This is a genomic window from Shewanella marina JCM 15074 (assembly GCF_000614975.1).
Classification (GTDB): domain Bacteria; phylum Pseudomonadota; class Gammaproteobacteria; order Enterobacterales; family Shewanellaceae; genus Shewanella; species Shewanella marina.
Genome location: NZ_BALM01000009.1, coordinates 91551 through 105520 on the forward strand (window position 1 = coordinate 91551; position 13970 = coordinate 105520).

Annotated in this window: 13 protein-coding genes; 12 read left to right on the forward strand and 1 reads right to left on the reverse strand. The window is 41.4% G+C overall.

Annotated features, from left to right (window positions below):
• The first annotated feature begins 180 nt into the window (after positions 1–180).
• From bfr (JCM15074_RS08940) to JCM15074_RS08970, 7 genes are all read left to right on the forward strand, one after another.
• A complete protein-coding gene (gene bfr / locus JCM15074_RS08940) occupies positions 181–654 on the forward strand; it encodes a bacterioferritin (protein WP_025820888.1) in 474 nt (157 codons plus the stop codon).
• Positions 655–663: 9 nt separating this feature from the next.
• Positions 664–1131, forward strand: a complete 468-nt coding sequence (gene bfr / locus JCM15074_RS08945) for a bacterioferritin (RefSeq protein ID WP_025820889.1) — start codon at positions 664–666, stop codon at positions 1129–1131.
• Positions 1132–1290: 159 nt separating this feature from the next.
• Positions 1291–2361 carry a DNA polymerase IV gene (gene dinB, locus JCM15074_RS08950; protein WP_025820890.1) on the forward strand — a complete coding sequence of 357 codons (1071 nt, stop codon included), beginning with the start codon at positions 1291–1293 and terminating at the stop codon, positions 2359–2361.
• Positions 2362–2467: 106 nt separating this feature from the next.
• Positions 2468–2938, forward strand: a complete 471-nt coding sequence (locus JCM15074_RS08955) for a TlpA family protein disulfide reductase (protein WP_025820891.1) — start codon at positions 2468–2470, stop codon at positions 2936–2938.
• Positions 2939–2940: 2 nt separating this feature from the next.
• A complete protein-coding gene (locus tag JCM15074_RS08960) occupies positions 2941–3156 on the forward strand; it encodes a DUF4266 domain-containing protein (RefSeq protein ID WP_037469444.1) in 216 nt (71 codons plus the stop codon).
• Positions 3147–4445, forward strand: coding sequence for a DUF3570 domain-containing protein (locus JCM15074_RS08965; RefSeq protein ID WP_025820893.1), 1299 nt, complete (start codon positions 3147–3149; stop codon positions 4443–4445). Before JCM15074_RS08960 ends, JCM15074_RS08965 begins: the two co-directional genes overlap by 10 nt.
• On the forward strand, positions 4445–5341 hold the full coding sequence (locus tag JCM15074_RS08970) for an FAD:protein FMN transferase (protein ID WP_037469447.1): 897 nt from the start codon (positions 4445–4447) through the stop codon (positions 5339–5341). The genes JCM15074_RS08965 and JCM15074_RS08970 overlap by 1 nt, the downstream gene beginning before the upstream one ends.
• A 50-nt stretch (positions 5342–5391) precedes the next feature.
• On the opposite strand, the gene JCM15074_RS08975 is transcribed toward JCM15074_RS08970, so the two are convergent.
• Complete coding sequence (locus JCM15074_RS08975; RefSeq protein ID WP_025820895.1) at positions 5392–6852, reverse strand: aminoacyl-histidine dipeptidase; 1461 nt, start codon at positions 6850–6852, stop codon at positions 5392–5394.
• 225 nt (positions 6853–7077) lie between these two features.
• Here JCM15074_RS08975 and JCM15074_RS08980 point away from each other — a divergent pair, with 225 nt between their 5' ends.
• From JCM15074_RS08980 to JCM15074_RS09010, 5 genes are all read left to right on the forward strand, one after another.
• A complete protein-coding gene (locus tag JCM15074_RS08980; RefSeq protein ID WP_025820896.1) occupies positions 7078–8601 on the forward strand; it encodes a M17 family metallopeptidase in 1524 nt (507 codons plus the stop codon).
• A gap of 779 nt (positions 8602–9380) precedes the next feature.
• Complete coding sequence (locus JCM15074_RS08990; protein ID WP_025820897.1) at positions 9381–9767, forward strand: hypothetical protein; 387 nt, start codon at positions 9381–9383, stop codon at positions 9765–9767.
• Positions 9768–10100: 333 nt separating this feature from the next.
• Positions 10101–11390 carry an NCS2 family permease gene (locus JCM15074_RS08995; protein WP_025820898.1) on the forward strand — a complete coding sequence of 430 codons (1290 nt, stop codon included), beginning with the start codon at positions 10101–10103 and terminating at the stop codon, positions 11388–11390.
• Positions 11391–11564: 174 nt separating this feature from the next.
• Positions 11565–12683 carry a glutamate 5-kinase gene (gene proB, locus JCM15074_RS09005; RefSeq protein ID WP_025820899.1) on the forward strand — a complete coding sequence of 373 codons (1119 nt, stop codon included), beginning with the start codon at positions 11565–11567 and terminating at the stop codon, positions 12681–12683.
• Positions 12680–13954 (forward strand): glutamate-5-semialdehyde dehydrogenase, encoded by a 1275-nt coding sequence (locus JCM15074_RS09010; protein WP_025820900.1) that lies wholly within the window; start codon positions 12680–12682, stop codon positions 13952–13954. Before proB ends, JCM15074_RS09010 begins: the two co-directional genes overlap by 4 nt.
• Positions 13955–13970: the final 16 nt, after the last annotated feature.

Here is a 13970-nt window from a genome sequence, read left to right on the forward strand (position 1 = left end):
CTTCTAAAGTCATACTTAAAAAACCGCAATTTGTTGCGGTTTTTTTATATCCACACTATTAATAAGAGTGATAATGATTGCCTTTATTATTCTTAACTAATTGAAAAGTAACATAAATATTGTTAATTCTTTGTTAATTGTACTAAAGTTAATACTAGGTACTAATAAAGGAATTTTGTAATGAAAGGTCAAGTGAACATTATTGGACTACTCAATAGGATGTTAACCATTGAGTTAACAGCGATTAATCAATATTTCTTACATGCGCGTATGTTTAATAATTGGGGACTTGAAGGGTTGAATCATGCCGAATATAAGAAATCAATTGAAGATATGAAGCATGCAGATAAATTAATCGAGCGAGTATTATTTTTAGAAGGTTTACCGAATTTACAGCAATTAGATAAATTGCATATTGGTGAAGACAGTGAAGAGATGCTCAATTTAGATAAGCAGATGATTGAAGGTCAAATCAGTGAGCTTAGGCAAGCAATCGCAGCGTGTGAAGTTGCGCAAGACTATGTCAGTCGCGATCTATTAGAAGATATTCTAGAAGATGAAGAGGAGCATTTAGACTGGCTAGAAGCACAGTTTGATTTGATCCGTATGACAGGTATTGAAAACTACCTACAATCACAAATTAATCAACAATAGGAGGCTATTATGCAAGGACACCAACAGGTTATTGATGCGCTTAATAAACTTCTTACCGGCGAATTATCAGCCATGGATCAATATTTTGTTCATGCCAGAATGTATGACGATTGGGGCATTACTGAACTGTTTGAACGCATTAACCATGAGTCAGACGATGAGCGAGTACATGCTTCCAAGTTAATTGAACGGATTTTATTTCTAGAAGGCACTCCAGATGTTGCCGCGAGACTGCCGCTTACTATTGGTAAAGATGTGCAGCAGATGCTGTATAACGATCTGCAATATGAGTATATGGTGGCTGATAATCTCCGTGAAGTGATAGCCCTTTGTGAGCAACTACAAGACTTTCAAACTCGTGATATCTTGATGGTATTACTCGAGGAAACCGAGTCTGATCATATGTATTGGTTGGAGAAGCAGCTTGGTCTGATTGATAAAGTTGGTTTACAAAATTATATTCAAAGCAAAATGTAGTCATATTTTTGTCCATAAAATAATAAAAAGTGCTGTGATATAGCAATGAATCACAGCACTTTTTATTGTTGTCGGTTATCTTCTACTTAAAAATAGTTACTGTAATTTTATACAGTGTATTATAATCAACTCGATCATAGTTAACCTTACTAATAGCTTATGCAACGAAAGATTATTCACATCGATATGGATTGTTTTTATGCCGCAGTAGAGATGCGTGACTTTCCCGAGTTGCGTGGTATCCCTATTGCGGTAGGAGGACGTAGTGATCGACGTGGGGTAATCAGTACTTGTAACTATGAAGCAAGAGCCTTTGGTGTCCGTTCTGCCATGGCGTCAGGTTACGCGCTCAAGCTCTGTCCACATTTGACCTTGGTAAAAGGGCGCATGGAGGTCTATAAACAGGTCTCAAATCAAATTAGAGCTATCTTCTATCGTTATACCGATTTAGTTGAGCCACTTTCATTGGATGAAGCTTATCTTGATGTGACTCACTGTAGCTTGCATCAAGGTTCTGCCACTCTAATTGCACAAGCTATTCGCGCTGATATTTTAAATGAGACGGGTCTAACGGCATCCGCAGGGGTAGCACCGATTAAGTTTCTTGCCAAAATCGCTTCTGATTTAAACAAACCGAATGGCCAATATGTGATCCCACCTGATGATATTGTGGGGTTTATGCCAAGCTTAGCACTGAAGAAAATACCGGGTGTCGGTAAGGTTACGGCAAAAAAACTGGCTGATATGGGATTAGAAACCTGCGGTGATGTGCAAAGTTTTGATGAAACTAAATTGGTACAACAGTTTGGTAAGTTTGGTCATTTACTGTTTGAGCGTGCACAAGGTATCGATGCTCGTGCAATAGAGCCTAATCGTGAGCGTAAATCAGTCGGTGTTGAAACTACACTGGCACAAGATATTTATACCTTGGCAGAGTGCCAACAAATTATGCCTAAGTTATTGCAAGAATTGTCAGTGCGGATGCAACGGGGCGCCAGTGGCCGACAAGTGCAAAAGCAGGTGGTTAAACTCAAGTTTGATGATTTCAAACAAACCACCATTGAGCAACGTAGCGATAAAGTGTCTGTTAAATTGTTTTATGCATTATTAGAAGAAGCATTAACAAGGCAAGAGGGACGAGGTATACGTTTACTTGGAGTGACGGTCGGGCTTGCGAGCGAGCAACAACCTGCTAGTTCAAATAGATTACAGTTAGATTTAGATTTGTAATCATCATCTGCAATTTCCTTCACTTATAGCCACTTGCCTAATTTACAATCAGCCTGTAGTGTTAAATCATTGTTGCTAAATGGAATGGGAATAATAGGCGGCATTGATGAAATACTTATGGATAACCTTATTAATATTTGTCAGTACAGTAAGTACAGCTGCACCCTCATTGGATGTGATGGTTGCTGACAAACAAGGCCAACTTGTGAGTTTAAGTGAGTTTAAAGGCAAAGTAGTGTATGTCGATTTTTGGGCATCATGGTGTGGTCCTTGTCGTAAATCCTTTCCTTGGATGGAGCAGATGCACAATCAATATCAAGCGCAGGGACTCGCCGTCGTTGCGATTAACCTTGATACAGAACCTCGTTTCGCTGAACAATTCTTAAAGGATCTGCCCGCTAGTTTTTCCATTTTATATAACCCCGATGGTGACATTGCCCGTCAGTTTGATCTGCAAGGAATGCCAAGCAGTTTTATTTTTAATCGTACAGGCGAGTTGGTTTATCAACATGTTGGATTTTTTAATAAGCAGCAGAAACAATATGAGCAACAGCTGATTGATTTACTAAAGGAGTAGTGATGAAGCTTAAAATTTGTCTTGGCTTATTGATGTTAACGTTAGGTGGTTGCTCAAGCCTCGGGGTTGAACCCTGGCAAAAACAGCATTTTGCTCGTGAAGATATGGCGCTTAATCATGAAAAACTCGATCTCTCTTTAGATGACCATATCTATTTTAGTAAAGAAGGCTCTAGTGGTGGCCGGGCTTTTGCTGGTGGGGGCTGTGGATGCAATTAACGCATAAAAAGAACATTGCTCAGGCATTAGCAATCGCCAGTTGTGGCTTAGTTAACCCTGTAGCAGAGGCTGCAACCGATGATCGTTTTTTTAGTGGCTGGGATATTGATGCCGCGTTAATGTATTACGGCGAACAAGATAGAGTTCAGGCCATTGAAGCGATAGGTGATTTTCAAAAACAGTATGACGATGAATCTCAACTTAACCTTAAAGTCGTATTTGATTCTCTAACAGGAGCATCTGCTTCGGGTGCGGTGGCACAATCTCAACATCAAACATTTACCAGACCTTCTGGTGATGGCCAATATATTGTCGGTGCGGGTGATACGCCGTTAGACGATAGCTTTAAAGATACTCGCTTACAGCTCAGTGCTAATTGGATTGAACAATTGTCGTTAGAATGGCAAAGCAATATTGGGGTATATGGCTCGCGTGAATTTGATTACACTTCTTTAGGGGTTAACGGTGGTATTGAGCGTAGCTTAAATAAAGATAATACCACACTGGCCATATCAGCAGCTTATACCTATGACTTGTTAGAACCTGTGGGTGCTAAACCTGTTCCCTTATCAGCAATGGCCATTCGGCAGGACTTTATTTCAGAGCAAGCTTTTAGACAAGCCTTTAACTTAACTCGTGGTGATGATTCTGATGATAAACAAACGCTTGATCTGATTTTAGGCTTAACTCAAATTATTAATGCCAATTGGTTAATGCAGTTTAATTATGGTTTATCGAGTGTTGCTGGGTATTTGACCGATCCTTATAAAATTTTATCAGTGGTGGACAACAGTGGCACCAGTCAACAATATCGTTATGAACATCGACCTGATTCTCGTTTAAAACACAGTCTATTTGCGTTAGCTAAAGGTGTTGTTGCTGGGGATATTGTCGACATATCCTATCGCTATAACAGTGATGACTGGGATATCAACTCACATACGTTTGATGGTCATTATCGACACTATTTTAGTGATGATTTTTATGGGCAATTACATCTTCGCTATTATTTGCAATCGGCGGCTGAGTTCTACCAACCTTTTTTGTTGATGGGATCAATATTACCCGAGTATGCCAGTGCTGATTACCGCATAGGTGAGATGACAACCTATACCTTTGGCATCAAGTTTGGCCATAAACTTAAAGGTGACCATGAACTCAGTTATCGATTGGAATGGTACCAGCAAACGCCTAAAAATAATGGCACAGCATTAGTGGGGCAACTACAGCAGCATGAGCTGTTTCCTAGCCTCACGGCGGTAATTGCTCAGGTGAGTTACTCTTTTTAATGCGTATGAATACTCAATTAAAGCAGCAAACATGGGGTTTTAGTGGTTCGTTCCGAGCAATGGCAAGTCCATGTGAATTACTTATTGCGACTGATGATAAACAAGTCGCAATGCAAATGTTGCAACTTGCCAGCGATGAAGCGCAGCGGATTGAAGCTAAATATAGTCGTTTTATCAGCGCAAATGTATTGTGGCAGATTAATCATGCTCAAGGAAAATCTGTTGCAATAGACGCTGAAACCTATCAGTTATTATTGTTTGCTCAGCAATGTTATCAATTAAGTGATGGTTTATTTGATATCAGTGCCGGTAAATTGATGCGACTATGGCGCTTTGATAAAAACTCAGCTATTCCGACGCCTGAAATATTGAATCAGGCATTGTTGGCGGTTGATTTTGAACAAGTTAAATTTACTACCACAGAGCTGCAAATACCAACCGAGATGTACTTAGATTTTGGGGGGATAGGTAAGGAGTATGCTGTTGACCGGGTAGCCAATACGTTGGCACAACGATGGCCTGATATCTCGGTTTTAGTTAATTTTGGTGGTGATATTGCTTGTCCTGTAAAACGTGTTGCTGAGTGTAGTCCATGGCAAGTGGGCATTGAAGATCCACAGCGGTTAGATCAAGCCTTAGTTAGCTTGCAGATCCGTCAAGGCGCACTGGCAACCAGTGGTGATACTCGTCGTTATATTGAGCTTGATGGTGTTCGTTATGGGCATATTATCAACCCTAAAACGGGCTACCCTGTGGTTCATGCTCCGCGTTCTGTGACGGTATTAGGCCCAAATTGTTTAACCGCGGGGATGTTAGCGACGATGGCGATGTTACAAGGTGAGCAAGCAGAAGATTTTTTAACTGAGCAGCAAGTGCAATTTAAGATTTATCGTTAGCCATAAAAAAACGCAACCGATAGGTTGCGTTTTGTCATATGATTTTGCGATTAAGCTTTTTCAGGAATCGCAACTAATACTGCAAGCAGTAACTGCCAGTACTGATCAACGGTTGTGATATTAACCATCTCATCAGGGCTATGTGGGAAGCGAATGGTTGGGCCAATAGAAACCATATCCATCATTGGATAAGGCTCTTTAAATAGACCACATTCAAGACCTGCATGGATCACCATAATTGTTGGTGACTTGCTGTAAATGCTTTCATAAACATTACGTACAATCGCCATAATAGGTGAGCTGTTATCAGGCTTCCAACCCGGATATGCACCGCTAAATTTAGCCGTTGCGCCCGCAAGTTGAGCTAATGATGTAAGATTACCTTCAATATTGATACGACCAGAATCAATCAGTGAACGAACTAAGCAAAGTAATGTCACTTTATCTGCGTCAGTAGTAACCACACCTAAGTTCAATGATGTTTCTGTCACACCTTCAATTTCATCACTCATGCGGATCACGCCATTAGGGCAAGCATGCATTAAGTTGATTAATTGCTGTTGGCAATTTGCAGTGAACACTTCTGCAACCTGCTCTGCTGCAGTTAGGGTTAGCGTAGTATCACCATCAGCAATGGCAAGCTCTTGTCTTGCTAATGCTTCAAATTCAGTGACTGCAGTTTCAAGTGCATTGAGTTTGTCAGCAGCAATATAGAAACTAGTGTGGGCTTCACGTGGGATAGCATTGCGAAGTGAACCGCCGGTGAAATCAAACATCTCTAAGCCAAGTGCATTGGCATTATCCGCTAAAAAGCGTGCTAATAACTTATTCGCGTTACCACGACCTAAATGGATGTTGACACCTGAGTGACCACCTTTTAAACCTGATAGTGTTAAGGTATAAGCTTCATAACCTTCGGTTGCAGCCTGACGCGTCATCGGTAGTGTTAATTCACCATCAACACCACCAGCACAACCCATATAAATCTCACCTTCTTGTTCAGAGTCGGTGTTGATTAGGATATCTGCATTCAAGTAACCCGCTTGTAGGCCGAAAGCACCTGTCATACCGGCTTCTTCATCAATGGTCAGTAGTACTTCTAGTGGACCATGAGGAATATCGCTAGCACCCAAAATAGCCAGTGCAGACGCCATACCTATGCCATTATCTGCACCTAAAGTAGTGCCTTTGGCTTTTACCCAACCTGTATCAATATACGGTTCGATAGGGTCGGTTAAAAAGTCGTGGATCTTTTCTGCATTTTTCTGCGGCACCATATCAATATGAGCTTGCAGCGCAACTGTTTTGCGGTTTTCCATTCCCTTGGTCGCTGGCTTGCGAATAATCAAATTGCCAACATGATCAATAGTCACATCTAATTGCTTGTCTTTAGCCCAAGCGACAATTTCATCACTCAGTGCTTGTTCATGTTTAGATGGGTGTGGGATAGAACAAATTTTATCAAACCATTGCCATAAAGGTTGCGGTTGTAACTGACTTAATGCTGTCACGAAAAACTCCTCTAACAGAAGTGAGGCGGAAAATTGCCGACATCATATCACAGTCGGACCATAGAAAATAAATGGGGTATTAAATCACCATTTTCAAGTGTAACTTCGAGTTGTTTTGGGGCCTCTGAAAATAGCAATTTTAGCTTGTTTAGGTATATGATTAAAAATCATACTGGATACTATTTCAGTATAAAAATATGAACGGCTATAACAGGAAGGATACCTATGGTACAGGCACACATTATTGATGTTTATGATAAGCAGGCGATCTGCTCTAGTGATTGGGATGCAGTGATTGTTATTGGTGAGCACGTTGAACGACTCAATATTGCTGAAATCGATGATGTTAGCCAACAGGCAAGTCAATATGATCAACGTATAGGTCAACAAACCACCTTGTTAATTGCGCCTGCACTCGCAGGGGGCAAACTGATCTTAGCGCCAGTGGTTGGTGCTAATAATGAATATCAAGATGTGCGCTTATATGCCAAGGCGGCGCAGCAAGCTATTGCTACTGCATTGGCCGCTGGAGCCACAAAACCTTTAATTATTGTTGATGCTCAACCGACTTTCTCACAGGCGCAACTTGTTGCTTTATTAGCTTGTGGTCAAGGTTTATGGCAACCATTAGAACGGCGTGAGGCAAAAGGCGAAGATTTACAAATTAGGCAAATTGGTCTCTTAACTGAGCAAGCCGCCGCAGTGAGCTTAAATGCGTTAGAAGCGGGGCGAATTTTGGCCAGAGATCTGTGTGGTACAGAACCTGAGCGTATGTCAGCAGCAGCGTTTGCAGATTATTGTCAGGCCGCCTTGCAAGACAGTGAACTAACCGTTGAGGTTGTGAGTGATCGTGCTGAACTGGAACGAGACTATCCACTGCTTTGCGCCGTCGCGCGTAGTTCTTTTATGGTGCAGAGGCATCATCCTCGGGTAGTTCGGATCAGTTATCAAAGTAAAGGCCCTATTGAGCGTAGTTATTTCTTTGCGGGTAAAGGCGTAGTCTATGACACTGGCGGTGCTGATATTAAAGTGGCTGGTGGCATGGCGGGAATGAGCCGAGATAAAGGTGGCGCTGCTGCGGTTGCTGGGTTAATGAAAACTTTATCAATCCTGAAACCCAAAGGTGTAAAAGTTGTGGCGGAATTAGGCCTAGTGCGTAATTCAGTGGGCAGCGATGCATTCGTGACTGATGAGATTATAACAAGTCATGCTGGTGTGAGTGTACGCATTGGTAATACCGATGCAGAAGGGCGTTTAGTATTAGCCGATCTGTTATCACATCTACGTTTACAAGCTGAAAATGCACCACAAGCACAATTGTTCTCGGTAGCAACGTTAACCGGTCATGTCGTGCGCTGCTATGGTGGCTATACCGCATTAGTTGAAAATAGCGTGGCTTATCAACAAGGATTTTCAAGTAAATTAGCCAATATTGCCGAGCAAGTTGCTGAGCCAATGGAAGTGTCACGATTACGGTCTGAGGATTTTGCTAAAATAATTGATCCATCGGGCGCGGCGGATGTGATCTCCTCAAATAATGCGCCATCATCTGTTACGGCTAGAGGTCATCAATATCCTGCTGCATTCTTATTAACGGCATCTGGCTTAAATGTACATGGTGTTAATAGTGATAAGCCATTGCCTTATATTCATATTGATATTGCAGGTAGTGCTACGGTAGGTGATCCATTGTATGGCGTACCTACAGCAACACCATTAGTGAGTCTGTTTCAATTAATAAATAATTAATCGCTTAATGCCGTCACCACTGCTGCTGGTTTTTTAGTCATCAGTAGTGGTTTTACAACATAAAAAACTCACAAAACAGTCAAAAACATGAATTTATGTAATTTTATTACGTAAAATTAAGCTATTTTGATTATTTTACAAAAAATACTTGTAAGTAAATTACCGTTATGTATAATTAGTTCCTCAGTCGCGGACGCGGCTGTCTCTAGTCAATCCAGGATGGATATATTCTCCAAGGAACCGAGTGACCAAGTTGTCTTCAAGGATTATGATCTGTTAGTTCCAGGGAACCGAGCCAAGCTTCACTAGAGTTTGCTTATTTACAACTTTGTTAGGAGTAGTGACCATGTCTTTTTTCAGTGGCCCAAACACAATTTATTGGCAGAATACTTGGTTTAACGCAAGTGTTATGCACTCTGGCATTTATGCAATGTCAATCAAAGGCTAACTGAGCCTTTAATCAGTTACTTTTTCCATCAACCTTTGTATCGCCTTTTAGGTGATTTTGGACACAAGTGCATGTTGTTAATGCATAGTTGATTTCTGCTGTACGCGTAATCTATTTCTCGTTTGAGACGCTTGAATTGTCTTTGCCTGCTTATTTATTTAAGCAGGCTTTTTTTTGCGTAAAATTTAGCGTATTTATGAACTGCTGATTAAATATTATCAATATTCATCAATTAGTTAGTGTGAAATGATGTATATCAAAAGTATCTCATTTCACTATCCTATAGTGAATAACCATATCGTTTTACTCTCATCAATAGGAGTTATTAGTTATGGGCGTTTCATTAATTACGCAAGAATATAGATTACAAACTAGCGAGCAACTATTACCCGAGTTAATTGCCAGTCGCGTCGAGTTCATTCGAGTTGGAGCCTTTCAGCGCAGTTGGGATATTACCAATATTCCGCACCGCTTATTAAGCTCACAAGCAATGCTTGATCATATTCGTGATATGGCTTTAGTTTCATCAAAAATATGTATCGGTAAGTTTGAACAGAGAGAAAACCCTAATCGTCAACAAATACCGCAACGCCAAGGCGTTTATTGCGCTGAGATATTTGATACGTTTACCGATAGCCCTATAGGTGAAATCTATGTGGTTTATGATAATCAGTCAGTAGCCGCTATAGAAACCATGTCGAAAGCATTTTCTATTTAATATTCTCAGTAAGATTGCCTATTAAAGAGATGTAATTAAGCACTTTTAGAGTAAGTGTTTAATTACATCGTAAACATAAAATGAATACTCATTATTAGAAGAAGTAAAACAATAGTTCTGTTTTGGAAACAGTGTTTCCCTAATATCTACTAGTTTGCTAGCTAGCCCGAATACCCCATTTTCCCTATAATCCACGCCTTAATGAGACCTATATTAGCGTTTCATACCATTCAATTTCAGTATCTTAAATATTTAGCATTAATATTTGAAATAACAGAAATGATTGGCCACTCCTACCCTTATTAAAAATTATAATCCAAGGCATCTTGTTCAATGTTAGAAAAACTGTTTCAACTTAAGAAAAATCAGACTTCGTTAAAACAAGAAGTGATTGCAGGGTGTACTACCTTTTTAACCATGGCATATATCATCTTTGTTAACCCAATGATGTTAGCCGATGCGGGGATGGATCACGGTGCGGTATTTGTGGCAACTTGTGTCGCTGCGGCGATTGGTTGTTTTGTGATGGGGTTACTCGCAAATTATCCGATAGCACTTGCACCTGGAATGGGACTCAACGCCTTCTTTACTTACACTGTTGTGGGTGAGATGGGCTATACATGGGAAACGGCATTAGGTGCGGTATTCTTATCGGGTATCTGTTTCTTACTGCTGTCGATGCTTAAAATTCGTGAGTGGATTGTCAATAGCATTCCGATGTCACTGCGTATTGGTATTGCTGCTGGTATTGGTCTGTTCTTGGCATTACTTGGCTTACAAAGTGCTGGTATCGTGGTTGCTAACCCTGCGACATTAGTCGCGATGGGAGATATTACATCTTTCCCTGCGGTAATGGCTTCACTCGGTTTCTTTATTATCATTGCGTTAGTGCAGCGTGGTGTTAAATCTGCAGTGATTATCAGTATCTTATCCATTACGCTACTCGGTTTACTGTTTGGTGACTTACAGTACAACGGTATTATGTCAACGCCGCCATCGGTTGCGCCTACCTTTATGCAAATGGATCTTGCCAGCGTGCTTGAAGTGAGCATGATTTCGGTCGTGTTTGCATTCTTATTTGTCGATTTGTTTGATACCTCCGGTACGCTAGTGGCAGTTGCGCAGCGTGGTGGTTTCTTAGATGATAAAGGTCGTTTACCTCGGATTAATCGCGCCCTTACCGCTGACAGTGTGGCAACGATTGCGGGTGCAACTTTGGGTACCTCGACGACTACCAGTTATGTTGAAAGTACTTCAGGTGTCAGTGCCGGTGGCCGTACTGGATTAACAGCTTGTGTGGTTGGATTATTATTCTTAGCAGCATTATTCTTCTCACCACTTGCCGGAATGGTACCTGCTTACGCAACCGCTGGCACTTTGTTCTACGTTGCTATCTTAATGATGTCTGGCCTTGTAAATGTTGAGTGGGAAGATTTAACCGAAGCGGCTCCTGTCGTTGTTGTGTGTATTTTAATGCCATTAACTTTCTCAATTGCCACGGGTATTGCATTAGGTTTTATCTCATATGCAGCGATTAAGTTATTAACAGGGCGCTACAAAGATCTGTCTGTAGGTGTGGTTGTATTAGCGGCTATGTTCGTTTTGAAGTTTATTTTTGAATAAACTTATTTGCATCAATAACGTTATTTTTTAACAAAAAGCCATACATTTGTATGGCTTTTTTATTGTAGCCAGTACAAATATCATTTTTTTTTAAACAACAGCGCATTCGCGGCTATCAATTGGCGACAGGATTGGGTATAAGGTGATTTCGGTTTAATTCTTTATCAGTAAATAATGAACTTAAGTGAAATTGCTTATCGCCGCGTAGTGGTGAAATTGGGTACAAGTGTGCTTACATCGGGTAGTAAACACCTAGATAAAGCACATATGGTTGAGTTAGCACGCCAAATGGCATTGTTAATGAAAGCAGGTGTAGAGGTCGTATTATGTACTTCAGGCGCAATTGCGGCTGGACGTGAACACCTTCAGTACCCCACACTCCCCGACACCATTGCTAATAAGCAATTACTTGCAGCTGTTGGCCAAAGTCAGCTTATTTTGGCATGGGCGCAGTTATTCAGTATTTATGGACTACATGTAGGCCAGCTATTATTGACGCGTGCGGATCTGCAAGATAGATATCGCTACCTGAATGCGCGTGATACCTTAAATGCACTGTTGGCTCAAAACATCATTCCAATTATTAATGAAAATGATGCGGTAGCGACCAATGAAATTAAAGTGGGCGATAATGACAATTTATCGGCTCGTGCAGCCTTACTTTGTGATGCTGATTTATTAATTTTGTTGACTGACCAAAAAGGGTTATTTGATTGCGATCCACGCTCGAATCCAGACGCTAAACTTATCTCTGAAGTGGTCAATATTGATGATAGCTTACGCAAACTAGCAGGCGGCTCTGTTTCTGGTTTAGGAACAGGCGGCATGGCCACTAAACTTGAAGCGGCTGATATTGCTCGCCGTGCAGGGATTGAGGTGGTGATTGCTTCTGGACAAGCTCCAGATGTCATTGGCCGAGTGGTTTGTAAGGAATCTGTGGGCACGCATTTCTGTGCAACGGATCATCCATTAGAGAATCGTAAGCAGTGGATCTTAGCCGGTCCAGCGCCTGAAGGTAAATTAGTGCTAGATGATGGCGCGGTACGTGCGGTATCAGAAAAAGGTCGCAGCTTACTTTCTAAAGGTATCTTAAAAGTGAAAGGCGAGTTTGATCGCGGCGCAACCGTTAAAGTGGTTGATACTAAAGGGCATGAAATTGCGCGTGGTATGGCGCGTTATAGCTCAGTTGCATTATTGCAAATCGCTGGCCATCACTCAGATGATATAGAATCTATTTTAGGTTATGACTACGGTGACGCAGTAGTGCATCGTAATGATATGGTGGTGTTATGACAGTCGACAATCAAGCTTATTTAACTCAATTAGGCCAACAGGCTAAACAAGCCAGTTACGTCCTAGCTAATTTATCAGCTACTGCAAAATCAGCACTGTTGACTGCAATTGCACAAGCATTAGCGGCACATAGCGCACAGATTTTAGCGGCTAATGGTGAAGATATTGCTGCGGCTAAAGCGAATGGCTTGACCGAGGCGATGATTGATCGCTTACTGCTGAATCAAGATCGTTTAGATGGCATTATTGCTGATATCGATAATGTAATCGCACTGGCAGATCCTGTCGGTGAAGAGTTCGGTTCACGTTTACTTGAAAATGGTTTGCGCCTGACTCGCCGCCGTGTACCGCTAGGGGTCATCGGTGTTATTTATGAAGCGCGTCCAAATGTAACCGTTGATATTGCGGTATTAGCATTAAAAACCGGTAACGCGGTTATCCTACGTGGTGGTAAAGAGACATTGCAATCTAACTTGGTGATAAGCCAAGTGATCCGTGATGCGATTAGCGCCCAAGGTTTGCCAGCTGACGCAGTGCAATTGATTAGCTCTGCAGATCGCAGTTTGGTGACAGGTTTACTTAAGCTTGATCAATATGTGGATATGATTGTACCTCGTGGTGGTCAACATCTACAGCGCCTATGTGCTGAACAGGCAACCATTCCTGTTATTTTAGGTGGTATTGGTATTTGCCATATGTATGTTGATGAGCAAGCCGATCTTACCAAAGCACTTGCGGTTATTGCTAATGCTAAAGTACAGCGTCCAACAGTGTGTAATGCATTAGATACATTATTGGTGCACGAATCTGTAGCGGTTTCAGCATTACCTGCTATTTGTCAGCATCTGTCTAATCTTGGGGTACGTTTTTATGCTTGCCCACAAACCATGCAAATTTGTCAGCAACTTGATATTGATATGCAAGCCGCTGAAGCTGATTCATTTTCAACTGAATGGCTATCTTTAACCTTAGGGATTAAAGTTGTCGCCAATTTAGATGAAGCCGTACAGCATATTCGCCAGCATTCAAGTGGTCACTCAGAAGCGATTTTGACCGACAATATTCATACCGCAGCAGCGTTTATGAATGAAGTTAATTCTGCGGCAGTTTATGTTAATGCGAGTACTCGTTTTACCGATGGTGCCCAGTTTGGTTTAGGGGCTGAAGTTGCAGTAAGTACCCAAAAGCTACATGCTCGTGGTCCAATGGGACTTGAAGCCTTAACGACCTATAAGTGGTTAGGTTGGGGCGATTATACTGCGCGTAAATAAACGCGAGTATTATCCA